The sequence below is a fragment of the Vibrio sp. Vb1574 genome (assembly GCF_033338675.1).
Genome location: NZ_JAWOTC010000042.1, coordinates 1 through 26253, shown reverse-complemented (window position 1 = coordinate 26253; position 26253 = coordinate 1). Strand labels below are relative to the sequence as shown.

Genomic DNA, 26253 nt, shown 5'->3' with positions numbered 1-26253 from the left:
AATTAACGAGAGCGAATCACTCTCACCATTGAAAGCAGGAAAAGTCCTAACAAGGTCCAAGGCGAACCACTGCCACCTGAACCACCGCCACTGCTTTCTTTAGTGGTATCAGCACTACACTGATACTGAGCAAAGTGACTCACACCCCACTCTTTCAACACCCCAGAGTTCCCTGACACGCGGTCAGACACTTCGAGACGCCAAGTACCCCAACTCGGTTGACCGACAAGTGCTTGTAACTCCTCGTCATACTGAGCGGTGAAGTAACCTTTAAATCCTTTGGTATTGCTTGATTGATGGCTAAGTAGCACGACCGATTTGCCTTGTGGAGACACTAGCGTCACTTGCAGATCTTGCAGTGAGTCATGTTCGATGTTCAGGTAAACCGCAAACGAATCATCAATCGTGCGTGACTTGTCCGATAGCGTCTGAGAGAACAGTCTGTCGCCCTGTTCCGGCAAAGCGGAGTTCACTGGTTGAGGCTGGATATCGAGCTCTGGCGTACCATTAACCAGCATCACCTTTTCACTCCACTGGTGAGTCTTTAGGCCTTCAGAAAATTGATAATCCAATGAAATAGAGGAATCGAATTGCGTGCCACATGTTAGACCGCTTGGTAACGCCACCTTCATTGAGGTCGAGTCAGAAAGCGTTTCATCAAAGTCGAAAACAGATGCGTTGTTTAGCTGCCATTGCCCTTTGATGCTCGCTTCACGGCCAGTTTGGCTCAGGCTCAAACCAACGTCTTGACCTTGTGCGATGTATCGAGCGTCATAGCGAACACGAAGAGGCGCTTTAAGTAAGTTGTGTCTGTTGAAGCTGTCCGTCAGGAATTGGGCGTAGTCTTTATTTGGGAACAAGGTGTTTGCGGCAAACACGGTCGACTCCGCCAGATCATGCATTTTCACGCCACGACCAATGCCGTACATGCCTTCAAGAACAATGGCGTCAAACTCGCGGAACACCCTATCGGTATCATCACCGTATCGTTCAACCGATGCTTTAAGCGCTTGAAACAGCGGCGTTGACCATAGCTCGTCACCTAGTTCACCGCCCACACTGACGTGCGCTGGGTACTCTGAGCTCTCGAAGTAACGTGCTCTTTGGTTCCATAAGCTACGAGTTGTTTTGCGTGTTCCGAACACACCGTCCCAGTTGAACACCGTATCTAACTCGAATTCTTGACCACGACGCGAAGCATCCAAATATTGAATGCGGTAGCTCGCGCTGCCCGCCCAGTAATCAGCAAAACCCTCTGCGATAGCACCAGTGTGACCGTACGCCCAATCCGGTACGATTTGGTAGTGAATGCCATGCCCAAGCTCGTGTATCACGACATCAGCATCGACTGCATCCGGAGAAACACCACCGACACCCAGCATGAGTGCTTTCGGACCGTAATAGTAAGTAGAGTTATCTTTTGATAAACCGCGAGCGTCAAAACGAAGCGGTTCGTCAAACAAGTCGTAAGTCAGGCTTGTCAGATATTGGATCGAGCTATCAAGATGATAAAAAGCCATCAACTGTGGGAACGCATTGTCACCAAACTCGGTGCTTTGCATCTCATCAACACTGTCAAATGCTTGAACCCCCTCTGCGCTGAGAAAGTCCAACGTATCGAGTACAGGCGCTTCACCAGGTGTTGGGGCTGCAAATAAGCCCGTCGCATCCACTTGCTTCAATCTTGGGTTAGACAAATAGAACTTACCGCCGGACTGTAAAACCTCAATCGACTTGGTGACGTACTCGATCGGCTGAGGGTAATCAGACAGTGCTGACCACGTCGATTCTGGTGCCGCTTGCTGTTGCATGGTGCGAAGATCTGGGTTGAATAAAGAAACCTCAACATTAACCAGACTTCCAGAGCTCAAAGCAGGTGGCTCTTGTGCTTGCAGTTGGCGAGGCGATTCCAATTCCATTGCAACCGTTGGTTTACCGTTGCGAATGATCGTATCTTCAAGGCTCTTAAACACTCGCACAACGTGATGATTTTTATCGGTTGTTACTACTAGGGTGCGCTGTGCTTGATATTCACCGTTTACCCAAACATCAAAATTGTAATGCTCACCAAGCTGAGACTGGGTTTTGTAACGGAACTTAAACTCGCCCGCTTCTGAGTAGTGGCTATCTAGATAAGTTTTCGCTTGCGCTTCATTCGTTACCACAGAGTCCGTTGCGGGATAATCCCACTCTGCAGCCTGTGCCGCAGGGGTACAAGCAATAAGCAGCGAAAACGCCAATGGTTTTAGCTTCATGATTTCGTCCTAGAATTCGTATTTTGCAGTCAGCGTGAAGTAGCGCCCTGGCTCAGTTGAGTAACGCTTACTTTCCTCAGCGATACCCGCTACGTCTTGGTATCGGATGTATTCTTTGTCGAACAGGTTGATGATGTTTGCGCTAACACGAAGGTCTTTGGAAACGTGGTAAGTTGCGCCAATATCAAACGTATTCCACGCACTTGTCTGCGCGCAATCTGTCGCTAGACCAAGCGTGGTCTGGCATTTAGGAACGCGATCCATGGCCGCGGCCCAGTTCCAAGCCACGTAAGCATTGAAGTCTTGGTTGGCGTATTTCAGTTGAGCGTTACCTTCGAATGGCGTAATGCTTCGAACGTATTCACCTTCCGCGTCTTTGCCATCTACGTAACCAAACTTGGTGCTGATGTTCCATCGCTTAGTGATCGCGTAACCCGCAGAAAGCTCTGCACCATACGTCTCGACACCATCGAGGTTTTGGTATTGTTTAATGTAATTACCATTGCTTGAGTCAAAGCCCGTGGTCACAACGTCGATGAAGTTTTCAAACTTGTTGTAGAACAAAGACGCATAGACATACGCACGACCGTTATCGAACTTGTTACCGATTTCAAATGAGTCGGAAGTTTCAGCCTCTAGATCCATGTTTGGTGCAATGACAAACGGCGTGAGCGGCACAAAGTCGTGGCTTACGAAGCCATACGCTTTATCGTATTCCGGAGCACGGTAACCATGGTTATAAGATACATAAGCAATGTTGTTGGCAAATACTTCACGAGAAACCGACAGACTTGGAGATACCTCTGAGCTATCCATATCTTTTAATGGGAAGCCGCCCACTTCACCCGCACCGTCTGGCGTGAGACGGTGCGCATCAAAGCGTAGGCCACCTGTGATGGTCCATTTATCCAGTTCCACCATGTCTCGAACATACAAGCCAATGTTATAAGCACGAGCAGGAGCGAAAGGTTGTTTGGTCGAAGGCGTTACCCCGTTCCAATCAATCTTGGAATCGCTATCTGTGCGCTCGTAATAGTCTGTAGAAAGCTCAACACCGTAAGCCAATTGGTGCTCAGCATTTGCTGCATAAATCGTATTGGTGAAATCGCCACGGAAGCCAATTGTTTCGTCAATGAAGGTTTTGTGTTCCAGCTCGCGACGCTTGGTGATCAAACCATTGTGATCCACTTGGCGCATTAAACGGTTGGTGTCTTCCACCACTTCGGTGTGACGCCAGTAAACTTTGGTATCCAACTCTTCGAACCAAGTTGGATTAATCGGAGTCACCTCTGCACCAATATAAGCGCTGTACTCTTCCGTGGTTTCATCCTCAGCAAAGTCTTCAATATGCCAAATTCCATCAGGTTGAATGGACGGTGAACCCTCCAAACGCTCTTGGTTCTGGGTGTAGAGTTCCGCTTTGGCTTTCAACATCACCTCTTCATTGAAAAAGTGGTTGATCGTATAAGCACCGCTGTAACCATCGAGGTCGCGGTTATACAAATCTTCATCAAAGTTACGTGTCTCTTGTCCTTGCCAGTATGAAACGTTAAACAAACTCTCTGTATCACCGGAACGAAAAGCTAGATTACTCGTGCCTTTGTACTTGTTGCTGATATCGGTGTAAGTACCGGAAACATCGGTGTAGAAGTCTTTGTCTTTTAAGAAATCACCCGGCTGACTGGATTCTAAAATCACCACACCGCCAATCGCGCCAGAGCCATGCACCGAAGAACTTGCCCCTTTAATGATTTGCAGCGATTCAAAATTGGATAAATCAAAAGTATCTCGCCCAACGGCATCATTAATGTCATTCGCACCGAAGCCATCCGCAGAACGAATGCCATCACGAACGATCATAATGCGGTTACCCGTCATACCACGGATGGTAATGTTTTGCGGACGTCCTGCACCGCCCGTCACGCTTACACCAGGTTCGTTACGCAGCACGTCATATAGCTCGGTCTCGCCTCTTTCTTCGATTTGCTCGTTTGTGATAACCGCGACACTACCTGCCACTTTTGACAATGGCTGATCGATTTTATTGGCGGTTACCACCACCTCTTCCATTGAGAAAACCTTAGATTCGGCGTGCACTTGACTGGCAGCAAGTACCGAAAGTACTGCCGCTGACACTGGGGTAAGCTTCATTTACTGCTCCGCTTTAGATGTTTTAATGAGTGATAGTAGAAATGCGTATTCTTTTGCTTGTTGTTCTTGCGCTTGTCGCGGGTCCATTTGGTGGCCCGAATTAAAATTAGTTTGCAACAAGTACGGCCCGTTGCGCTCACTTAACGCTGAAACTTTAGCGAGATACTTTGCGCCTTCCCAATATGGCACGCGCAGATCGATTAAACCGACTTGAACCAACATGGGTGGGTAAGTGTCTTTATGGATATTGAGAATCGGATCGTACGCCTTCATTAACGCCAATTGTTCAGGTTTGGTTGGGTTACCCCATTCGCCATACTGCTGTGTGGTAAGCGGAAGTGAGGTATCCGACATACTTGCAACCACATCAACAAAAGGCACTTTAAGTACGACACCTGAAAACAATTTAGGATCTTGATTAACCGCTCCGGCCACCAACGTGCCACCAGCACTAGAACCGATGGCGAAAACCTCTCTATTGCCACGTTCGAATGTTTGCAGCGCCTTCGCGGCCGCGACAAAATCACCAATAGAATTGGCTTTTCGCACACCACGGCCTTGCTCGTGCCATTCATCGCCAAAGTACCCACCGCCACGGACATGGGCGATAGCGTAAATCACACCTTGGTCGAGTAAACTGATAACCTGAGGCATAAAGTACGGTTTCATCGTAAAACCATACGCGCCGTAACCGTAAATCATCACAGGAGATTGTGGGTGCAATTTGTCTTTGCGATACGCCAAAGAGACCGGGACAGAAACGCCGTCGTGCTTAATAAAAATACGTTGGGATACATAACGCTGACTATCAAAGTCTTGGTAAGCATCTTGAGAGTACAAGGATTTATTCAGCGTTTTTACATCGAACTCTTCCCACTGAGGAGGCGTAGTCATCGACATGCTTCGGATACGAATCTTGTTTGATTCAAAATCGCCCAACGTGCTTAGCCAAGCGACATTACCATCGTGTTCCAATGGCAGTATCACTTTTTCCTGACCTTGGTAAGAATACACCGTCAAAGTCGACACATTGTTTGGCTTGCTAAGTGCCACAACTCCTGCATCATAAAGGTAGAACTGTTCAAGCGGCTCACGAGGATTGGTGAAGCGTTGCCATGTTGCGCCAAGCGGTGCGAGTTCGACTTGGTAAAGGGCGAACTTTCCTTCAAGGTTGCTTTTCAGATAAATGTAACCTTTCGCCACATCCGCGTAATATTCCACACCCACTTCAGGCTTTCGCAATGAATCTGAGACAGTGCCCGTTTCTAGGTCGACAAGCTTCTGCTCTGTTGTTGACTCGTTGTTGCTTTGCAGCACAGCATAACGGCTATCTGCCGCACGATAGAAAGAAAGTAACCAATCTGACTTGGGTTCATTCCATAGGACTGTTTTTGCCAAAGATTCAGTGGAGATACGTAAGATCTGATGAGGTCGCTGAGTGCGCTTTTCCTTTGCAACGAGGAATGCCACTTTCCCGTTAGGTGACAACAATACGCCACTATCGACGTGCGTCACCAGTTCCGTAGATTGACCGGAGAGTAAATCAACAACCACGGCGCGATATTGTTCGCTGCCGTCGATATCTTCCGTGAAAAGTAATGTGTCACCATTCACTTGCCATTGACCAAGTTGGTAGTACTGATGCGCAGATTGTCGTTTATCGAAATCGAACACCACGTTTTCTGGCGCATGTTGACTCGCACGGGACAACAGTAAGTAACGACCATCGCGACGCGTTAGCGTCCACTCTCTTCCACTCATGATCGACCATGGCTTATCACCTTTGTCTGCCACCATGGTACCCCACTGCGTGAGTAGGTTTTTTGTCAACGTCTGATAACTTTTTTGGTGCTGTTCAGTTTTGTGGTTTTGTTCTGTTAGGTAGGTAAGAACTCGCTCATCTTTACGAGCATCATCTCGAAGCCAGTTGAAATCATCAGCAGCAAAGCCAGAACTAGAGGTAATTATGAGCCCTAAAAAAACATGAGTAAATTTCATATAGAGAGCGAATTCATTTATAGGATTAATACAATGGCGCGTATTCTGCCCTTAAATAAAAATGAGATCAATTATCATTTTCATAATCATGTGAGATTTTTATCTAGTGTGTGAGGAAAAACGTTTGCTTTGACCGAGGTAATAAAACTTAATAACTTCCTAAATTAGCGTTCTATGCTGCTTATATACAACCAGACAAATATAAAAGCTGACAAACGAGTGAGTATGGAAAGACGCTATTTCACCTAGCGACAGACATAAAAAATCCGAGTGCGAACACTCGGATTTTTAAGAACTAAAATCAATGGGAAACTACAGCAGCTTTTACTCTTCAGAGCTCGGTGCCGCTGGTTTTTTCTTAGGGATGAAGACATCATCACCCACAGATACGTTTTTGTAGAAGCTCTTGTCACGCTTAGCTGGTTTTTTCGCCGATTTTTTCGCTTGAGGGCGAGCTTTTTTTGCGGTCGCTTTCTTATTGCGGAAATCTGGTTTAGGTGGCTTAAGGCCTTTAAACTTACCTTTCAAATCTTCGAACACTGAAAACTCAAGATCTTGTTGTAGGTATGCTTCTACACGTTTAAAGCTATCCCAGTCTTTTGGACCAACAAGAGAGATTGCATCCCCTTTGTTTCCAGCACGACCAGTACGACCAACTCGGTGTACGTATTCTTCGGTATGCTTTGGCATATCGAAGTTGATGACGTGTGTCACAGTTGCAATATCCAAACCGCGGGAAGCAACATCAGTCGTTACAAGGATCTTAAATACTGCGCGCTCAAACTGACTCATAATGGTGTTACGTTGAGTCTGGTTCAAGTTACCACTTAGTGCTACAGCCTTCAGTTTCTTTTCGTTCAGCTTTTCTGTTAGTCGCTCAGTATCATCACGCGTTGCCGTAAAGATAATAACTTGACGGTATTCAGCCTCAGAAAGAACACGATCTAAAATTGCCTCTTTATGATCTAGGTGATCACACAAGTAAAATTTTTGCGTGATATCTTTATGTTCTTCGTTAGAAACGCCGATAGCAATTCGCTTTGGCGCATTGAGCATTTCAGCCGCGATTTCATTGACGTCTGCATGATCTAATGTCGCAGAGAACATCAACGTTTGACGACGACGATGCTTGGCTGCTTTATGAATGCGACGAAGCTCTGGTGCAAAGCCCAAATCCAACATACGGTCTGCTTCGTCCAGAATTAGCGTTTCCAAACCATCCAGATAAAGCGAACGGTGCTCTAAGTGATCAGCCAAACGTCCTGGTGTCGCCACGATAAATTTCGGGTAACGACGCAGAGCTTTTACCTGATCGTTAAAGTTCTCACCACCCAAAATCAGTGCTGCTTCATAAGATAGGCCAGCTAGCATAGAACGAAGCTCACCATATACTTGTTTCGCTAGCTCACGAGTAGGAGCAAGGATTACCGCGCGAGGGTCTTTCGCAGAAAACGATTTTGTCTTTAAAGACTTATGAAGCATTGGCAATACAAACGCCAAAGTCTTGCCCGAACCTGTTTTCGAAGATGCCAATAGATCCTTGCCTGCAATCGCAACAGGAATCGCCTGCTGCTGAATGTCAGTCGCTTTTTTAAAATCGTAGTGTTTTAGGTTCTTCAACAATCGGTTGTCTAGGCCTAGATCTTTAAATTGCAAAGTATTCTCCAATAAATCAGTCAGCGTCTGAGCGCTCTGTAGTGTCGTTTCCGCTCTAACGCAGCAAAAAAATAAAGCTCGGTATAATACCGCAAATCATAGGAGTATAGATAGAGATCACACAAACTAATTCCCTGTGGTAACGGTAAAACATCATTTGTGGCTCAGTTCAGAGTAAAGACTAGCCTTTTTGATGAGCAGCTGGACAGGAAGTTTAGAGAAAAGCCGTTCAAATATGCCTTCTATCCATCAACAAAACGACTTAAATAGCAGTTATTTGGGCCAATAAACTTTCATTTGTGTCAATATCGTCTAAATTATTGATATCAGGAACGTGGCAAATACACCTGCTATGAAAACTGTTGTGAGAACGAAATAAAGGATAGGTAGTTAAACTTTGTTAAGTTCAGGTAAAAGTTGACGTCAGGTACTCCATGAAATTCTTGGGTTTTTTTGACTTTTGCTACATCATGTACTGATAAAATGTAACCACATTTAACCTCGCTACTGTATAAAATAATAGTTAGTGGCGAGACTTTCACTATAAGCAAGGAGTTCTTATATGAACAAAACGTTGATCGCAGCTGCAGCAACTTCAGTACTTCTACTAGCCGGTTGTGCTTCTTCTGATGACGCAGCTACAGCAAATGCAGCAAAATTAGACGAACTAAGCAACCAAGTTAGCCAACTAAGCCAAGACGTACAAGCTCTTCAATCTGACGTTCAAAAATCAGGCGCAGCAGCAATGGCTGCTCAAGAAGAAGCTGAGCGTGCTAACGAGCGTATCGATAACATCGCTCAGTCTTACACTAAGTAAGATTTAATACCGCGTCTTAACGCCCGTTAAGGCGCGGTTATTTCGATAGGAACCCCATTCTGTGCAGCGATTGCTGCTTTAGCCTTCACGTTTTTCATACCGAATTCATCCAGCCACCACTTTAACTCTTTCGGCACTTTGAGTTCATCTTTCTCGCCATTACTACGAGTCAAAGGCTCATGTGCTTCTAAGAACACACTTCTGTCAGGCTCAAGTGTCATTTTGATAGGCTGGTTAATGATGTTAACGTCTTCGCCGTTACGAACCTTGTCAAATAACCACTCAATGTCACTTGGGTCCATACGAATACAACCCGCGCTGACTCGCATACCAATCCCAAAGTCCTTGTTGGTACCATGAATTAGGTATTCGCCATTCCCGTAAGCTAAACGCAATGCAAACATACCAAGTGGATTATCAGGCCCCGCAGGAACAACGGCTGGTAGGTCAATGCCCTTTGCTTTGTACTCGGCACGAATAGAGGCTGGAGGAGTCCATGTAGGGTTCGGTCGTTTTTGGCTGATACGCGTTGTCATTACTGGGGTATCGCGCCCTATTCGGCCAATTCCGACAGGAAATACATGGACAATATCCTCTCCTTTCGGAAAGTAATATAAGCGCAGCTCGGCTAGATTAATAACGATACCTTTATAAGGTACGTCTGGGAGGATTAGCTGTGTCGGAATAGTAAGAACATGCCCCTCTTCTGGTAAGAAGGGATCCACGCCTTTGTTTGCGGCCATTAAACCTAGCATACCCACATCGTAGAGCTTAGCGATATTTGCCATGGTTTCGCCTTCTTGAACGACGTGGTTTTCAAGGCGACCAATTAAACGGCTTCCATCCTCTGGTAATTCGTACATCTTAGCGAATGATAGACCACTCACTAAAGATAACGACACAGATAGCAGGGTACGTTTTGCGAAACTCATTGATCGCTTTTTGCTAAGCATTTCACTCTATTCCTTGGCACTTTTAAAGAGCTGTAAGGTTATCTCTCTTTCTGTCTTGTGATCAACCATCGGCTTGTGATATTCCAGTAAAGAAAAGCCCTCCCAAGTCCAAGGTTTATGGATGTATTTGTTCGGTACACTTTTGATTTCTGGTACCCAGTGGCGCACAAATTCACCATTAACATCGAACTTTTCGCCTTGGCTTATCGGGTTGAAAATACGAAAGTATGGCTGCCCGTCACAGCCCGTAGAGGCAGACCATTGCCAGCCACCATTGTTCGCTGCAAAATCGCCGTCCACCAGCTTACTCATGAAGTACGCTTCTCCCCATCGCCAATCAATATGTAAGTCCTTGGTAAGAAAGCTCGCGACAATCATACGTAATCGGTTGTGCATCCAGCCTGTTTGATTGAGCTGACGCATTGCTGCATCAACGATTGGGTATCCTGTTGTTCCTGTCTTCCATCGCTCAAAGGCTTTCTCATCATAGGACCACTGGATTTTATCCTCCCAATCGATAAATCCTTTGCCTTTGACGAGTTTTGGTTCGAAAACCAATAGGTGCTGATAAAACTCACGCCAAATGATCTCACTTAACCAAGTTGCTTTCCCTTCTGTAAGGTCATTTTGTTGATTTTCAGCATACAAACGAGCAATACACTGCCTTGGTGATAGCGCGCCAATCGCAAGGTATGGAGACAGTTGGCTAGTGCCATCAATAGCTGGAAAGTCTCGCTCGCTTTGATACGCGTCACTGCGCTCCCGTGCAAATTCCCTAAGCTGCTTCAAAATATCATTAGTCGAAGCCAGCCAGTCTTCACTGGATTCTCGAGGATAGCTAAATGTGAAGCTTGAATTAAATCGAGCCGACTCTAATTGTTCGAGTACCTTTTTATTGAGTGGCGCTTGCTCGTGAGGTTTTACTACCGTCGGCATATGGAACTGCGTTAACCAAGCACGCTTGAATGGCGTAAACACCTTAAAATATTCGCCTTGCTTATTAAGAACCGTCGTTGGCGCGTGCACACATTTGTCATGAAACAGTTCAAATTCGATATCGTGAGAAGCTAACGCTTCACTTACTTGTGTATCGAGCTCTCGTTCGTTCACCTCATAGTGAATGTTTGCCATGACAGACGTGGCTTCAAGTGTTTCCGCCCACCCACTAATCACATCTGTACAATCGGAAAACGACGGTACCTCTTTGTACAAAAAGGGAATATTAAGGCTTTCAAGCTCCTCGTTAAGACAAGCTAAGCGACGAGCAATGAGGTCTGCCTGCATCGGCGCCATGTGATGCTCCCGCCACTGCTCTGGCGTCGCGATAAAGCAAGCGACGACAGGCTGCCCTGAATCAAATGCCGCTTTGAGTGCCGTGTGGTCTAACGTACGTAAGTCACGTCGAAACCATACTAAAATCATGGTAGCTCCTATCTTTTGTCTACTAAGTTAGGTGTAATTTCTCTATCACTTCAGAGCACCCCATCCGATCACCTAACTGTGCGTGAAGCATTTTGATGGACGCTACTTGTTTAGCAGCTAGCGCTTTGTTGGAGAAAAGGTAGATAAACGAACCATTTTCAACGACCTCGTGATCTAGTAGACCAGAAACATCATCAACCTTATCGATCAAAGTCGTGTGATACCCTTGTTCGCAAAGCTTCGCTGCTTGAATCCAACTCTCAGACTCTCTGTTTTGTTCAAAGCTAATGAGCAGACACTTTCCTTTGGAAGCGGCTTTGTTTTCAGAATCGATAACAAGGGCAAGTCGAGTGATCAAACAAGTCTGAAATAACCCGACCTGTAAAGATCGCAGCGATCCTTTCACCATGTCTAGCGCATCAAATACTGGGCTAATAAACTGATCAATAACGAGTTTTAGTGGATACTCTTTAAGAACAGAGGCAAGTAAACTCTCTGCTTTTCCTCGATTCAGGGTAGACAGCGCAAGCAGCATGTTTTCAACTTCTTCGAGTGTGCGAACCTCGTTTTTGACTTCGACATCGGCGCTTTTTCCTAGCAGCCCCTTCACTTTACCAATCGAAATCCCCTTCGCGAGCCAGCTCTGGACTTCGCGAATCGTATCGAGATCTTGCTGGCGATAAAGTCTGTGTCCTTTTTCAGTTCGCTGAGGTTGGATCAAGTTGTATCTTCGTTGCCAAGCTCTCAGCGTAACTGGTTTTACACCCGTGATTTCTGCGACATCTCGGATCGCGTATAGTTTTTCTTCTGAACTACAAACCATAGCGTAATCTCATCTCCTGCGGATACGGTTCTAAAAACTTCTGTTTTGCTAAATACTCGTCTGGGTAAGTATTTAAGTAATGCTTAATCAATGTAAGTGGTGCTAGCAGAGGCAGCATTCCGATACGGTAGTCGTGAATCACTGTCGCTAACTCTTCTTTTTCTTCTTTAGTTAGTGAGCGTTTGAAGTACCCTTGTAAATGCATCAACACATTTGTGTTGTTTTTGCGGCTAGCCCGATTCGTTAACGCCTTCATAAGTCCTAAACGATACTCTTGGTAAAAGTCTTCAATTTCATAATTAGCGACATCAGCGACTAAGCGGCCAAGGGAGCGGTATGACTCTGGGTGGTGTGCCATTAACGTCAGTTTGTAGCGCGAATGAAAGTCGATGATTTTGCCACGAGTAGGCTCACCATCCATCGAGCCGTAAAAGTCATTTAGACAAAATACTCGAGTAATAAAATTTTCTTTCAATACAGGGTCGTTAAGTCTGCCATCCTCTTCAACAGGCAACCAAGGCATTTTTTGCATCAATGTTTGTGTATACAAGCCAACACCTTCTTTCGCAGCACTGTTCTTGCTGTAAACCTTGACTCGCTCCATGCCACAAGTTGGTGACTTGGCACAAACGATGTAACCACAAAGCTGCTCGCTTTGAAGTTCATCTACTTTATTGGCCGAGTAAGTGAGCATATTGTCGGTATGATCATTTTCTGGATTTTTGGTTTCAACCAATGCAACACGCTCTTCATTAGAAACAAGACGAATTGTTGGACGGGGTACTGGCATACCTACGCCGACTTCAGGGCATACCGAAACAAAGTCAAAATACGGGCTGAGCTCTTTAGTCACAAAGTTGCTCACCTTATGACCAGAGTCAAAACGCACTCGTTCACCCAAAACACACGAACTGATACCTACTTTGATTGAAGATTCCATGATGACGCATCCCTATACAAAAAGTTTTGTTGTATAACTTATAGCAAGCCTTTCCAGATTGTACAAGAAAATAAGTTGTACAATTTAATCGTTTTACTTCACTCGAAAGTATTTCGATCAACCAGCTGTCAGAAAAAAGTTTGGCCCAAAAACAAAGAATTTGTGCGCGCAATCGACAAACTGCTCAAAAGCAAATCGATTGCTCTTTTGATTTCAACAGATTTGGTTATCAATAGTAGTTGCAGTTTCTAAATGCGTGGTTTTTGTGACTAAGCTCTCAAGGGGCTACTGTACGTCCCGATATTATTGCCTCAACGAAAACGAACAAGTTCAACAGAATTGGTAATAGCGTTCTATAATAGAGGCGTTTTATCAAAACAAAACTTTGGAGAGCACTTATGGCAACCCCACACATTAACGCACAACCAGGTGATTTCGCTGAAACAGTTCTAATGCCAGGCGACCCGTTGCGCGCTAAATACATCGCTGAAACGTTCCTAGAAGATGTGAAACAAGTTTGTGACGTTCGCAACATGTTCGGCTTTACTGGCACTTACAAAGGCAAAAAAGTTTCTGTAATGGGCCACGGCATGGGTATCCCGTCTTGCTGTATCTACGTACACGAGCTAATCGCTGAATACGGCGTGAAAAACGTTATCCGTGTAGGTAGCTGTGGTGCAGTACGTGACGACGTGAAACTAATGGACGTTGTTATCGGTATGGGTGCTTCTACAGACTCTAAAGTTAACCGTATCCGTTTCAACAACCACGATTTCGCAGCAATCGCTGATTACGGTCTTCTAGAAGAAGCAGTTAACCAAGCGCGCGCTCAGGAAGTGCCTGTAAAAGTAGGTAACGTATTCTCTGCAGACCTGTTCTACACACCAGAAGCAGACATCTTCGAGAAGATGGAAAAACTAGGCATCCTAGGTGTAGACATGGAAGCGGCTGGTATCTACGGCGTAGCAGCTGACCTAGGCGCGAAAGCACTGACTATCCTGACAGTTTCTGACCACATCATCCGTGGTGAAAAACTAAGCTCAGAAGAGCGTCAGAAGTCGTTCAACGACATGATGAAAGTTGCACTAGAAACTGCAATCAACATCTAAGAACAAATAGTAAGTAATAATTTGCAGCCAGAGTTATGCTGGCTGCCCGAATTATCCCGAGGGGGCGATTGTGTCTAACGGCGAACTGCCAAAAGACGCAGATGGGTTACAACTCAACTTTTGTAAAACATTGGCGTGTGACAACTTTGGATTGAGTGATGCAAAGCGTTACGTTCTGCAACATGCGAACCCTAAGCGTCCGGCGATGGTATGCCGTGAATGTGGAGCTTTCCCCCCCTTACTTAATAATCGCGATGTCGTGAACGAACTTCATCGCCTGCGGCACGTCCACAGTGACGGGTTGCCTGCTTGCCGTAATGATGATTGCGACAACTTTGGACTTTCTGTCCACACTCACAAACACCTCTATCACGCTTTCGGTTACAGTGGCGATCGCCAACGTTACCGCTGTAAAGTGTGTCAAAGTACCTTTGTCGACAAGTGGTCTGGTGCCAACAAGAAGCTTCAATTTCAAGAGAACTTGATGGGTTTATTGTTTACGGGATATTCCGTACGAGAAATCTGCCGCAAGCTTAGTATTAACCCAAAAACCTTTTACGATCATGTTGACCATATAGCTAGCCGCTGCCGCCGCAAGCTGGCAACCATTGATGCGCGCTGGGTAAACCACGCAACGCATTATGAATTGGCCTCAAACTATATTGCATTGCAACCGAACAGCAATAATGGTGTGTATTGGATTGTTTCTGGCGAAGCGCATTCTGGCTATATTCTTTGCCAGCACGTCAATTATTCCGCTGATGAAGAGCCAATCGCAACTCTCGATCATAACCCTTACGATGAGGTGTCTCGTTTTGTTTCCCAGGAGTACGTAGCGGAAGCAAGTGAGCCGCTTGCGGAACCTTCTCATCACCTCAGAGAGCGAATTGACCAAAAATACCAAACAATTTTGGCTCGCGGTAACGTAGAAGACCCTCTTGGTAATCTATCTGTATTTCATTACCCTTCAAAAGGGGCATTAGTCCGTCCGCCATACACCTCGTATGCACACTATTTACACGTACTTGATATGTGCTGCCCAAACAAACGTGTATCTCTATACATGCCTCAAGATCCCCTACTACGTTCAGCTGCACTGAGCGTTTGTTTACCTCGTATTAAAGAGAAAAGTGTCGACTTGATGTACGTAGAAGAGGACGCTAGTTGGGACATGAGTACTCCCTTTGGCAAAGTCGATATCGCCTATATGAGTTGGTGGCGCGATCGCTGGGCAATCTCTAGTCAAAACGAAAACCACAAAGGCATTTGCTACCTCGCTGGCGATCAAAATGAGCCTGAAAAATGGTTTAACGTTGCGACAACTCGTCATGTGAAGTTTTATCAAAACCGCTTTCAGATTCTTTTCGAAAGCTTCATTAACGAGCCACGTCGCAAATTACGACCTGCTGGTATTTTACCTCTTTTAGATATATTTAGAGCTTGGCATAATTTGTGCTATCAGGATAAACAAGGTCTTACCGCTGCACAAAGGTTGGAAGTCTCTGATGCACCTTTGACAATCAAACAGCTCCTATCGTAGCTATTCTATTGGTAATTTAGATGTAGTAATTAGGGGTTGTAACGGTATACATTACGGCCCCTGATCGTTTACCAAAACGTTATCCGCATCGCTTTGGTAAAGAAACATGCATCTAACCACTTAATATTAGGTGTGATTTCCAGTTCGATAGTCATGGATGTGAACGTTGGATAAAAACCAAATTCAGCTAGAAGATGATCTCACTAAGCTTAAAGGCCAAATAAAATCGGCCCCTAAACATACCTTTAATATTGCGCAGCAATATCGTATCCGCGCGGAACAAATTTTATTTGTGGACGGAGAGATCAAAGCCTTACTCATCATGGCGCAATGCTGTTGGTGCCTAATGGATTACCGACAAGGCTTAAAACTCGTCAAAGACGCTTACAGCAAACAAACACAGCTTGAAACCGACGATCATCTCCCGGAAATTCTCCATCTTTTTGCACTCCAATATTGGGGCCAAGCAAAGTATTATTCCGCGCAACAATATTGGATTAATGCGCTCGAACAATCTGCTCTTGTTGATGATGTTGAAATTCAAATCGAATCTCTAATTGGGCTTGGTAATGTATGGCGCATCACTAATGAACACCAACTTGCCGCTTCAACTCATGAGTTAGCCGTTAAAGTGGCAAACAATGTTCGTATTGCTTGGTTAGAAGGCAAAGCGCGCATCCTATTAGCTTGGGACTATTACTTACTAAATAAGTTTGTCGAGATGCTTACGGTACTGGATGGAGCAACCGAAGTATTAAAAGATCATGATGACAGTACGTGGCAAGCCGAGATCTGGGACTTTAAAGGGTTAGCACTGCTTGGACTAGAACGCCTTGATGCGGCCGAAGAAGCCACCCAAAAAGCCCACCAGCTCGCCATTGAGCATGACCTCGTTTGGATGAAAGCACACTCTTTTATTAGCCGAGCAAGACTTGAGCTTTTGCGCCAAAATACAGACAGCGCTGCCAAGTTGCTACTTGCAGCAGAAGAGTCTGCACTCAGTTTCGACCACGGTGAGCTACTCAGCCAAATTTGCTTCCAACAATCACGAGTCGCTGAAGAACAAGGTGACTTTGAGTCTGCGTTTAACGCGTTCAAGAAATACCGTAAGCACGCACTCAAAATGCTCAAAGAACAAACTCATCGAATCAGCATGGATAAAGCAAGAGGCTCTAAACGCCAACTAGAGCAGCGAGCACGTAAGCTGATCAATCATATTCGCTCTCAACACGAATACGACCCTGAAAAACAGTTCTCTAATGTCGTTTCTGAGACCTACTGGTGGGAACAGTTAGTTTTGTTTAAAACGGAGCTCAAACGCTCTAACCACGCCATCATTATGATTCAGCATTCAAACCCCGAAGTTCTCGATGTTTGTACCGAGCTCGTTCATGCATTGACAACCTCCAGCGACCTCATCTCGAGAATTTCCAGTAACAGGCTAGCAATGTTAATTGCAGAAAAAGGTCAAGCAGCAGAAGAGGTCTACCGCACTGTCCAAGCGATGTTAGACATCTATCCATGGAAGCGACGCGGAATCAAAGGCCCTAAACCGATACTGTATTTGCAAGATATCCTGACCTTCCCATTCACGTTAGAACAGCTCGAAGAAAGTTATATTGAGGTAATGAAGAATGGAACAACTGCTTAGCAAGGTGACTGACGCAGGTATCGATCCTTCTTCCGTTTCAGGTGAAGAAGCGATTACGCTATGGGAACACATAGGGTTACATATTGCGTCAACAAACCGTGAGAAAGCGCATTGCTATATCATTAGCGCCGAGTATCGAAGAGAGATCAAACAGCTCAACGACAGCATTAGTGAATTGAAACAAGCGCTTGAGTTGCTTGTTTTACCAGAGGATGTAGAAGATATTCTTTCTGTGAAAGCAAGCTTGAGTGAGCGTTTAGTTGAAGTAGGTGACTACAATGCGGCATTAACCGAGTATGTTGCTTCAACCAATATCGCCGTCGAGTACGGCTATATTGATGAGTACGTATTGGCCATTATTGGAATGGGTAATTTGTGCGATGCCTATGGGGATCACCAACGTGCATTACGTTATTATCAAAAAATAGATGCTATCGATCACGCTATTGGCAGTCGATCCCTACGCCTTCGTTACAAGCTGTACATGCTTGCCTGTTATATCAGCTTGAACCGTACCGCAGACGCCAAAGAGCTGTTGAGTGAATGTGAAGAACTGAGCATTCTCGTCAGTGATAAAAACCTCGCCGCACAAATTCACCTCTACCGAGCCAAATTACATCGTCTGCAAGAAGACTACCCCAATGCGTTGCTGGCTATTTCGAATGTTCAGTATACAACGGGTAGTGCCACGACATACTGGTTATCTACGATGGTCAAAATTGAGACTGCGTATTGTCTAAACGGTGTAGGGCACACTTCTTTAGCTAATTTAACGTTGGACTCCATCAGTAAAAGGATTCAAAAGCAACTATCTCCTATCGTTACTCAGCATTTTTATAACGCGATGAGTCAAGTTTACGCCTCTCAAGGGTTGTATCAAGAAGCATTAAATTGTGAAAAAAAAGCGCATAGAATCGAATCTGATCTTGTAAAACATATTCCGATCGGTGAGTTAGGGTCTGCTCAACTACGCCGACTTTCACGCTTTGAGTTACAACTCAAACTCATTTTGTCAGAGCTAGAAAACAAAGAACTAAAAGAAACCACCAAGCAGCATAAAAATACTGTTGCTCAGCTACAGCAGGACGTCTTTACCGATCCACTTACGTCTTTACACAACCGACGCTGGTTAGAAGTTAAACTAAAAGATCTACTTCTGCACGATACTGCATTTGCATTGATGGTCATCGATATCGATCACTTCAAATCCATCAATGACGAACTAAGCCACTTGGTTGGCGACAAAGCGATCAAAAGTGTGTCACAGGAACTGGCGTCCTACTTCAGATTTAAAGGCGCATCGTGCGTACGATTTGGTGGTGAAGAGTTCCTCGTGATCCTTGAGAATACCCAACTGGAACGCGCAGAAATGCATGCCGAGAATTATCGTGAACGGATTTATCAATATGGTTGGGACGATATTCTTGGTGAACGGGGGCTGACCGTATCCATAGGGATTACCTTGCATCGAGAAGGCGAGAATACTCAGCGAACTTTTTATCGTGCAGACAAAGCTCTTTATCGCGCCAAAGCCAATGGCAGAAACCAAGTCTGTACCGAACTTTAAACCATGCCCCGGTTGACACCTGGGGCTTTAGTATACTTTTTACTTATCCTTCCTATATCACTTCACTGCTTGTTTAAATAAGTACTCAGCAACACCTTAACTGCCAATAAACATCAGTGGATACTTACATCGCATAAACATAATTCCTACATAAAAACCGCTTGATTCATCTGTAGTTAAGACAAATACTTAAATTGTTAATTTACGTAGATTTTCCATTTCGCAATACGCACAGGTAGGTAAGATGTTTCTAGACTATTTTGCACTTGGGTTACTCATCTTCGTTGCTTTAGTGATCTTTTACGGAATCATTGTCATCCATGATATTCCATATGAAATCGCCAAAGAGAGAGAGCACCCGCACCAAGACGCAATTCACTACGCTGGCTGGGTCAGCCTTTTCACTTTGCATGCGCTGTGGCCATTTTTATGGATCTGGGCAACATTATGGCGCAAGGAACGCGGCTGGGGTTTTAAACAACTAGAACAAGAAACACACGACATTCATCACCGCCTTGAAGAACTCATCGATGAAGTCAACGAACTCAAAAACCAAGTATCGATGTTGAAACAACAAAAGATTCAGCAAAAGCCTTTGCCTGAACAAAGTAAAGAGGACGAATAATGGACTTATTGCTGATTCTGACTTACGCCGCTCTTTGTATTGCCATTTTTAAAATTTTCAATATTCCTCTAAACAAATGGACCGTTCCAACCGCCGTACTTGGCGGCGTAGTGTTAGTGGGCACACTCGTGCTGCTTATGAACTACAACCACCCATTTACTCAATTGGGTAACCAAGTGTTCCCAACTACGCCTATCGTCTCTGGCGTGCGTGGCCGCGTGGTGGAAGTGCCAGTCCAAGCCAACCAACCGCTCAAAACGGGCGATATTCTTTTCAAAATCGATCCTGTGCCTTTTGAAGCAGAAGTTGCTCGCCTTGAAGCGAAAGTCAAAGAAGCAAGCCAAGGTGCGTTGGGTTTAGAGTCTGATCTAAGAGAAGCAGAAGCTGCTGTATTGAAAGCGCAAGCGGACAGAGATAAAGCACAAAGGGAGTTTAGCCGATATCAAAGGGGCTTTGATCGTGGCGCGTTTACTGAACAAGATTTAGATACTCGACGCCAAGCGTATAAAGCGGCAGAAGCCATGTTAGACGTTGCGATTTTGCAACAAGAACAAGCGCAAATCGCTCTGGACTCTGAAATCGGAGGCGAAAATACCCAAGTCGCGCAACTTCTTGCCGAGCTGCGTAAAGCAGAGTTTAACCTAGAGCAAACCGTCGTTCGTGCGCCAACCGATGGTTACGTTACGCAATTGGCTTTGCGTCCTGGTGTTATGGCTGTGCCGTTGCCACTTGCCCCGGCAATGACCTTCGTACATACCGAAGACATTACGTACACCGCGGCATTCAGACAGAACTCATTACAACGCTTGAAGCCAGGCTTTGAAGCAGAATTTATGTTCCGCGCAATTCCGGGCAAAGTGTTCCGTGGCGAAGTCATTGACGTGATTCCAGCCATTGGTGAAAGCCAAATTCAAGCGCGAGGCGCTCTGCTTGGGACTGATGCCTTGCGCACGAGCGGACGTGTTTTTGCGAAGCTGAAAATTACCGACGACTTGAGTGGATACCACCTACCAATGGGTACTGCGGTTGAAGTTGCAGTTTATTCAGACAGCTTTACTCACGTATCAGTGATGCGCAAAGTGCTTATTCGTATGAAGAGCTGGCAGAACTATTTATACCTCGACCATTAATGAACATATAGCGCATTCATTTATTGGTAAAAATAACATCAAACCGTGTAATCAGGGGCTGACGATCAGCCCCTGATTCATTCTAGCCATCCAGATAGATAGCATTCCCACTTTTATTAATATTCTGTATAATGCGCGCCTTATTTTTAATGCTTGCTAAAACCAAAGCCAGTCAAAGGGATGCGTGAATCAAATCACACATTTCCTGAAGAAAAATAGAGCAAACAATAAGCAGCTTGGTTGTTTTGAATATATGTTACACAATCAAATAACTAACGCTTTCCAACAATATAAATGAACGTTCTTTAAAATCGACTATTGAACTGAGGTTATCTATGAATCTTTCCGCTAAAACTGTTGTGGTTATTGCAATCGGTGCTGCTCTTTACGGTATCGGCGGCTTACCTATGTTTGGCATCCCTGTGTTTGCAAACACAACGCTAAAACCAGCAATGGCAGTATTAGCATTGTTCTCAGTACTATTTGGACCACTTGTTGGCTTCTTGGTTGGTTTTATTGGTCACTGGGTTACTGACCTATTTGCAGGTTGGGGCGTATGGCTCACTTGGGTACTTGGTTCAGGTATTGTTGGTTTGATTATCGGTCTATTCCCTTCTCTAACGCGCTACCGTTTGGAGAAAGGTGATTTCAATATGAAAGACTTCGCGTTATTCGTAGTACTTGCGCTATTAGGCAACGTATTTGGTTACGGTTGCTCTGCATTCCTCGACACGATTTTATACGCAGAACCGTTCACTAAAGTGTTTACCCAGCTTTCTATTATCGCGATCGGTAACACCATTCTTATTGCTATTGTTGGCTTCTTCATTCTTAAGTCTGTCGCTAAACGTAACAAGCAAAGCCGTAACTTAACAGAGGCTTAATGTCGAATGACAATCGAATTTTCTAACTTCTCTTTTAGATATGAGTCGCTGGACAAACCGACGCTAAAAAATATCAATCTAAGGATAGAGAAAGGAGAGAAAATCGTCATTATCGGTCCAAGTGGTAGTGGTAAATCTACTCTTGGGCAATGTCTTAACGGACTGATCCCACACGCAATCAAAGGGGAAACCAGTGGAACATTGACCATCAATGGTCAAGACACCGCCCCTTTCGACATGCACCAATACACTGAGCAAGTTGGCACCGTACTCCAAGATACGGACAGCCAATTTGTCGGTTTGAGCATTGGCGAAGACATTGCATTTGCGCTGGAAAACCAGCTAACTTCAAATATCGACATGTACCCATTGGTCAAAGCCACGGCCAAAATGGTCGACTTGGAACAGATGTTAGATCGCTCTCCCCACGATTTATCTGGCGGGCAGAAACAGCGTGTTTCTTTGGCGGGCATTCTCGTCGATGACGTCGATATCCTTTTGTTTGATGAACCACTAGCTGCGCTTGACCCTAAAACGGGTAAAAAAACCATCGAGATCATCGATGATCTACACCGCGAAACGGACAAAACCATAGTAATCATTGAGCATCGTCTTGAAGACGTTCTGCATTGCTCAGTTGACCGTATTATCTTGATGGAAAGCGGCGAAATCATTACCGATACAACGCCAGATGAAATTTTAGCGTCGCCTCTACTAGAAGATTACGGCATCCGCGAACCGCTTTATATTTCAGCACTGAAAGAAGCAGGCTGCGCGATTGAGGGCGATGCAAAACCTTCTAGCTTAACTACCTTACCGTTGGAGCAATATAAACCAGCGGTACAAGCATGGTTTGATGGTTCAACAGCACAACCACCTAAAACGCCAGCCGAGACTTTGCTTGAAGTCCGTGGCCTCACCTATTCTTACGACGGTGAGAAAAACGCGTTAGAAGACGTGAGTTTTGACATTAAGTGTGGCGAGTTTGTCTCTGTACTTGGCAAAAATGGCTCGGGTAAATCGACCATCACCAAACTGATTATGGGCGTTATTGAAGCGGATAGCGGCTCAATGAGCATGAATGGTCAAGATCTTAACGAACTGACCATCTTCGAGCGTAGCCAGAAAGTGGGTGTGGTGATGCAAAACCCGAATCACATGATTTCCCATCACATGATTTTCGACGAAGTGGCCTTCGGCCTCCGTAATCGTGGCGTTGAAGAGAAACAAATCGACGCTAAAGTACTTGAAGTCCTAGAGCTGTGCGGTTTGAGCAAATACCGTCACTGGCCAATCGAAGCATTGAGCTACGGCCAGAAAAAGCGCGTAACCATTGCGTCAATTTTGGTCTTGGAACCAGAGCTTCTGATCCTTGATGAACCGACGGCAGGTCAGGACTATCGAAACTACACGTCTATGCTGAGTTTCATCGAAAAGCTCAATCGCGAGTTGGGCGTAACCGTAATGATCATCTCTCATGACATGCATTTAGTGTTGGAATACACCTCGCGCTCTATCGTGATTGCAGACAGTAAATTAGTCGCGGATGCACCAATGACGCAGGTATTCAGCAGTCCAGAGCTACTAGACCAAGCAAACCTCACTACCACAAGTTTGTTTGAGTTGGCTACGAAAGTTGGTATCGAGGACACCAATGGCTTTATGCAGCACTTTATCAATGTAGAAAAAGCGCACCGCCAACAAAAAAGCGACGACGTAAACCAACTAGAGAAAGCGGTGGCATGAAAGACAATAAGATGAAGTTTGGTATCAACTACATCGATACCCAATCGCCACTTCATAAGTTGAATGGCATTACTAAGTTCTTGCTTTTCATTGCTTGGGTAACGGTGGTATTGACCACATTTGACTTGCGAATCATCGCGCTGTTGATCGTGCTGGGTTTGGGCTTATTGAAAATGACCAAAGTGCCCTTTCATGTCTACAAACCGCTGTTATTCGGTACAGGTACGGTATTACTGATCAATGCCCTGTTTATGTTCGCGTTAGCACCGCAACAAGGTACTGAGTTCATGGGTTCATCAACGGTTTTACTCTCGTTACCCGGTAATTACTCGCTCACTCAAGAGACATTGTTTTACCTAGTAACAGTGACGTTGAAGTACTTCAGCATGTTCCCAATCGCATTGGTGTTTGTATTTACCACTCATCCGACAGAGTTTTCAGCCAGCTTGAACCGTTTAGGTGTGCCTTACAAAATCGCCTATGCCGTAAGCTTAACGCTGCGCTACTTGCCGGAAGTGAAAAAGGACTTTGTTAACATCATGCACGCGCAACAAGCACGCGGAGTAGAACTGAGCAAGAAGGCTCCGTTGTTCAATCGTATGAAGAACGTCGCGAAGATTCTTGGACCTCTGATTTTCTCTAGTTTAGACAGAGCCGATCAAATCTCAAACGCGATGACGCTACGTGGTTTTGGCCGCCACTCCTCTCGCACTTGGTACAGCTTAAAACCACTGACCAAAGCCGATATGATCTGCATGGCTGGGATTGCGGTGATAGTGATTGCTGCGATCAGCAAGCGTGTGATGGACACACAACTGTTCTGGTATCCGTTTTAAATTCTGAAGCTTCAAACTGAACATAACGTGGTTAGTGTTGTGACCACGTTATCTTCCGTCTTTCCCCTCGATAACTCACCTGTTGGCTTCTTGCTTGCGAGTGTTCAAAAGAAGCGGTAATTTCAGCGGCTCGCTGATGTGCCAGAAAGTTGCTTATTTAAACGACCAACATGAACTAAACTCATCAGTTTTATCAGGGGCTTAATGATCAACTGCGCACTGCCTACAATGAAAAGCCAAGTACCACTTTCAATCAACGAATCATTCAAAAAGAAAAAGCTACCAATTAAAAACCAAATAGCAATGAGTAGGTCGTTTGCAGCACCTAACGCCTCATAGCGGCGCTGAATAACGATGTGACGGCTTCCTAGATCTAAATCCAACTCTCTGCCATGTATCTGCACTGTATAGCTCCCCTCTTATTGTTTCGCGTCAGTTACGCCCAAGTTATTTCGAAATACTTAGTTCTAAACCCTAACGGACGTGGCATGCATTGACAACCATTGGAGGGATTATCTATTTGCAATAAAAAGAAAAGGGCGCATAAGCACCCTTTTTAGCGAGTCTAATTACAGGTATTCGCTTTAATGATTAGATAGTGAGTACCAACTTAACTCCACTTCAACAAGCGAGTTTCGTTGCCTTCTTCCGGCTTCGCTGGAATATTGAGTGACAACAGCAAGCTCACTGCTGCCATACCAGCGCCGATGTAAAATACGCTAGCAGGTGAAACCAGCCAAATCACACCAAACGTAACAGGTATTACAACCGCCGCAATATGGTTAATCGTAAACGCAACGCCCGCGGTCGACGCCATATCTGCTGGGTCGGCAATTTTCTGGAAGTAGGTTTTAATCGCAAGCGCTAACGCGAAAAATAGATGATCGACAACATACAATGCTGCCGCCCACTCAGCCGTTTGCACCAAACCGTACCCGACAAACACGAAGATCAAACCGACGTATTCAAACATCAACGCTTTGCGCTCACCTACAACGCCGATAAAACGGCCTATTCGCTTCGCAAACAAGAAGTTAAAGACATAGTTAATCAGGAACAGCAACGTAATATCTGCGGCGGAGTAACCAAACTTTTCTACCATCAAGAAACCAGCGAACACCGTAAAAATTTGACGGCGTGCTCCACTCATAAACGTAAGCGCATAGTATAACCAGTAACGTTTACGCAGGATGAGCTTCTTGTTCTGAGGCACTTTTGTCTTAAATTGTGGGAAGGCAAATGCCATCACCAAAATGAGCACAAAACCTAAACCACCAGCCATTAAATAGACCGTTTTAAAATCAAGTTTGAGCTGTTCGAGCGAAACCCAAATGGCGCCGTAGGTAAACAGAGAAGCCAAAGCTCCAACAGAAATAAACTTACCCAGCATTTCTGGCGCTTCTTCTTTAGATAGCCATTGTAAAGACAAAGACTGCTTGAGTGTTTCAAAGTAATGGAAGCCGGTGGACATTAACAAGGTTGTAAAAAGTAGACCGTACAAAGTGGGAAAATAACCTGTTAATGCCGTACCAAGCGTAAGCATCGCCAAAGATACGAGCATAAAGCGTTGCTCTCGGATAAACAGCAATACAAACACGGCGGTAAAGGCCAAAAAACCCGGAATTTCGCGCACACTTTGCAATAGGCCTATGTCGGCACCATCAAAGTTTGCTTTCTCTATAACAAAGTTGTTCAACAACGCCATCCAGGTAGAAAAAGCAATGGGCACGATAATGGAAATTAACAGGAGGAAATTTTGCGGCGTTCTCCAGCCGTGCGATGAGGTAGTCATGATGTTTCCTTTAAATATGAAGGCATCATCATAGCTTTAAATGTAACAAATTCGCAATATCATTATTATTTTCAACCCAGAGCAAGCTGATATGGCTGAGGAATATTGTTATGAAGATAAACATCGCACTCAATTCCTTGGCTAAGCGCGATGTTCAAGTATCAAGAGAACTAAAGCATGAGTAAATGTGCTCAGTGGCTTAATCAATGACTTTTACTGATAGGCGATTTTTAAATTCAAACACATGTTCTGGACACACATCCAAACAACGGCCACAGCTAATGCAGTTTTGATCCATAACTCGACGATCTCCCTCTTTCAAAGGCTGCCGAAGCACTTCTGGTTCTGGGCAAATGTA

Annotated in this window: 21 protein-coding genes; 10 read left to right on the top strand and 11 right to left on the bottom strand. The window is 45.0% G+C overall.

The annotated features are described in order from the left end of the window. Positions 1–2: 2 nt before the first annotated feature. From R7O12_RS19625 to R7O12_RS19610, 4 genes are all read right to left on the bottom strand, one after another. A complete protein-coding gene (locus tag R7O12_RS19625; RefSeq protein ID WP_318126290.1) occupies positions 3–2255 on the bottom strand; it encodes a proprotein convertase P-domain-containing protein in 2253 nt (750 codons plus the stop codon). 9 nt (positions 2256–2264) lie between these two features. Beyond that, the gene (locus R7O12_RS19620) at positions 2265–4406 is read right to left on the bottom strand and encodes a TonB-dependent hemoglobin/transferrin/lactoferrin family receptor (protein WP_054576612.1); all 2142 of its coding nucleotides are present in this window, start codon (positions 4404–4406) and stop codon (positions 2265–2267) included. After that, positions 4407–6404, bottom strand: coding sequence for a prolyl oligopeptidase family serine peptidase (locus R7O12_RS19615; RefSeq protein WP_318126288.1), 1998 nt, complete (start codon positions 6402–6404; stop codon positions 4407–4409). Positions 6405–6728: 324 nt separating this feature from the next. Further along, on the bottom strand, positions 6729–8072 hold the full coding sequence (locus R7O12_RS19610; protein ID WP_031778885.1) for a DEAD/DEAH box helicase: 1344 nt from the start codon (positions 8070–8072) through the stop codon (positions 6729–6731). Positions 8073–8622: 550 nt separating this feature from the next. Between R7O12_RS19610 and R7O12_RS19605 the strand changes: the two genes are divergently transcribed. Further along, entirely contained in the window at positions 8623–8877 is a 255-nt protein-coding gene (locus R7O12_RS19605) for an Lpp/OprI family alanine-zipper lipoprotein (protein ID WP_005375145.1), read from the top strand. 26 nt (positions 8878–8903) lie between these two features. On the opposite strand, the gene R7O12_RS19600 is transcribed toward R7O12_RS19605, so the two are convergent. From R7O12_RS19600 to R7O12_RS19585, 4 genes are read right to left on the bottom strand one after another with little or no spacing between them, the layout of a single operon-like run. Further along, entirely contained in the window at positions 8904–9830 is a 927-nt protein-coding gene (locus tag R7O12_RS19600) for a L,D-transpeptidase family protein (RefSeq protein WP_025768560.1), read from the bottom strand. Positions 9831–9836: 6 nt separating this feature from the next. Then, positions 9837–11252, bottom strand: coding sequence for a deoxyribodipyrimidine photo-lyase (gene phrB / locus R7O12_RS19595; RefSeq protein ID WP_318126287.1), 1416 nt, complete (start codon positions 11250–11252; stop codon positions 9837–9839). A gap of 22 nt (positions 11253–11274) precedes the next feature. Then, positions 11275–12075: a MerR family transcriptional regulator gene (locus R7O12_RS19590; RefSeq protein ID WP_033906723.1), complete on the bottom strand. Its 801-nt coding sequence runs from the start codon at positions 12073–12075 to the stop codon at positions 11275–11277. Next, complete coding sequence (locus R7O12_RS19585; protein WP_053350049.1) at positions 12065–13015, bottom strand: YbgA family protein; 951 nt, start codon at positions 13013–13015, stop codon at positions 12065–12067. Before R7O12_RS19585 ends, R7O12_RS19590 begins: the two co-directional genes overlap by 11 nt. 398 nt (positions 13016–13413) lie before the next feature. On the opposite strand from R7O12_RS19585, the gene deoD reads away from it, so the two are divergent. The 9 genes from deoD (at position 13414) to R7O12_RS19540 (ending at position 24103) form a co-directional block, all read left to right on the top strand. Beyond that, positions 13414–14124, top strand: coding sequence for a purine-nucleoside phosphorylase (gene deoD, locus R7O12_RS19580; RefSeq protein WP_005375140.1), 711 nt, complete (start codon positions 13414–13416; stop codon positions 14122–14124). Between the two features lie 70 nt (positions 14125–14194). After that, complete coding sequence (locus R7O12_RS19575) at positions 14195–15664, top strand: hypothetical protein (RefSeq protein WP_005383936.1); 1470 nt, start codon at positions 14195–14197, stop codon at positions 15662–15664. A 166-nt stretch (positions 15665–15830) separates the two neighbouring features. Further along, a complete protein-coding gene (locus tag R7O12_RS19570) occupies positions 15831–17315 on the top strand; it encodes a hypothetical protein (RefSeq protein WP_005375137.1) in 1485 nt (494 codons plus the stop codon). Then, positions 17299–18882 (top strand): GGDEF domain-containing protein, encoded by a 1584-nt coding sequence (locus tag R7O12_RS19565; RefSeq protein WP_053307917.1) that lies wholly within the window; start codon positions 17299–17301, stop codon positions 18880–18882. Before R7O12_RS19570 ends, R7O12_RS19565 begins: the two co-directional genes overlap by 17 nt. Positions 18883–19126: 244 nt before the next feature. Then, a complete protein-coding gene (locus tag R7O12_RS19560; protein WP_064376388.1) occupies positions 19127–19507 on the top strand; it encodes a DUF3302 domain-containing protein in 381 nt (126 codons plus the stop codon). After that, the gene (locus tag R7O12_RS19555; RefSeq protein ID WP_005375134.1) at positions 19507–20637 is read left to right on the top strand and encodes an HlyD family secretion protein; all 1131 of its coding nucleotides are present in this window, start codon (positions 19507–19509) and stop codon (positions 20635–20637) included. Before R7O12_RS19560 ends, R7O12_RS19555 begins: the two co-directional genes overlap by 1 nt. Positions 20638–20972: 335 nt before the next feature. Then, entirely contained in the window at positions 20973–21521 is a 549-nt protein-coding gene (locus R7O12_RS19550; RefSeq protein WP_005375133.1) for an ECF-type riboflavin transporter substrate-binding protein, read from the top strand. 6 nt (positions 21522–21527) lie between these two features. Continuing rightward, positions 21528–23267, top strand: coding sequence for an ABC transporter ATP-binding protein (locus R7O12_RS19545; protein WP_186585108.1), 1740 nt, complete (start codon positions 21528–21530; stop codon positions 23265–23267). Then, positions 23264–24103: an energy-coupling factor transporter transmembrane component T family protein gene (locus tag R7O12_RS19540; protein WP_005383942.1), complete on the top strand. Its 840-nt coding sequence runs from the start codon at positions 23264–23266 to the stop codon at positions 24101–24103. Before R7O12_RS19545 ends, R7O12_RS19540 begins: the two co-directional genes overlap by 4 nt. Positions 24104–24225: 122 nt before the next feature. On the opposite strand, the gene R7O12_RS19535 is transcribed toward R7O12_RS19540, so the two are convergent. From R7O12_RS19535 to R7O12_RS19525, 3 genes are all read right to left on the bottom strand, one after another. Then, on the bottom strand, positions 24226–24507 hold the full coding sequence (locus R7O12_RS19535) for a YrhK family protein (protein ID WP_025768568.1): 282 nt from the start codon (positions 24505–24507) through the stop codon (positions 24226–24228). A 206-nt stretch (positions 24508–24713) separates the two neighbouring features. Then, positions 24714–25895 carry an MFS transporter gene (locus tag R7O12_RS19530; RefSeq protein ID WP_005375129.1) on the bottom strand — a complete coding sequence of 394 codons (1182 nt, stop codon included), beginning with the start codon at positions 25893–25895 and terminating at the stop codon, positions 24714–24716. Between the two features lie 199 nt (positions 25896–26094). Continuing rightward, the coding region (locus tag R7O12_RS19525; RefSeq protein WP_318126293.1) for a 4Fe-4S binding protein at positions 26095–26253 on the bottom strand (159 nt) is incomplete at its 5' end.

Bases quoted from the DNA above. Each gene is read 5' to 3' on its own strand.
- R7O12_RS19625 (WP_318126290.1), bottom strand. From the start codon at position 2,255: ATGAAGCTAAAACCATTGGCGTTTTCGCTGCTTATTGCTTGTACCCCT.
- R7O12_RS19620 (WP_054576612.1), bottom strand. From the start codon at position 4,406: ATGAAGCTTACCCCAGTGTCAGCGGCAGTACTTTCGGTACTTGCTGCC.
- R7O12_RS19615 (WP_318126288.1), bottom strand. From the start codon at position 6,404: ATGAAATTTACTCATGTTTTTTTAGGGCTCATAATTACCTCTAGTTCT.
- R7O12_RS19605 (WP_005375145.1), top strand. From the start codon at position 8,623: ATGAACAAAACGTTGATCGCAGCTGCAGCAACTTCAGTACTTCTACTA.
- R7O12_RS19600 (WP_025768560.1), bottom strand. From the start codon at position 9,830: ATGCTTAGCAAAAAGCGATCAATGAGTTTCGCAAAACGTACCCTGCTA.
- phrB (WP_318126287.1), bottom strand. From the start codon at position 11,252: ATGATTTTAGTATGGTTTCGACGTGACTTACGTACGTTAGACCACACG.
- R7O12_RS19590 (WP_033906723.1), bottom strand. From the start codon at position 12,075: ATGGTTTGTAGTTCAGAAGAAAAACTATACGCGATCCGAGATGTCGCA.
- R7O12_RS19585 (WP_053350049.1), bottom strand. From the start codon at position 13,015: ATGGAATCTTCAATCAAAGTAGGTATCAGTTCGTGTGTTTTGGGTGAA.
- deoD (WP_005375140.1), top strand. From the start codon at position 13,414: ATGGCAACCCCACACATTAACGCACAACCAGGTGATTTCGCTGAAACA.
- R7O12_RS19565 (WP_053307917.1), top strand. From the start codon at position 17,299: ATGGAACAACTGCTTAGCAAGGTGACTGACGCAGGTATCGATCCTTCT.
- R7O12_RS19560 (WP_064376388.1), top strand. From the start codon at position 19,127: ATGTTTCTAGACTATTTTGCACTTGGGTTACTCATCTTCGTTGCTTTA.
- R7O12_RS19555 (WP_005375134.1), top strand. From the start codon at position 19,507: ATGGACTTATTGCTGATTCTGACTTACGCCGCTCTTTGTATTGCCATT.
- R7O12_RS19550 (WP_005375133.1), top strand. From the start codon at position 20,973: ATGAATCTTTCCGCTAAAACTGTTGTGGTTATTGCAATCGGTGCTGCT.
- R7O12_RS19545 (WP_186585108.1), top strand. From the start codon at position 21,528: ATGACAATCGAATTTTCTAACTTCTCTTTTAGATATGAGTCGCTGGAC.
- R7O12_RS19540 (WP_005383942.1), top strand. From the start codon at position 23,264: ATGAAAGACAATAAGATGAAGTTTGGTATCAACTACATCGATACCCAA.
- R7O12_RS19530 (WP_005375129.1), bottom strand. From the start codon at position 25,895: ATGACTACCTCATCGCACGGCTGGAGAACGCCGCAAAATTTCCTCCTG.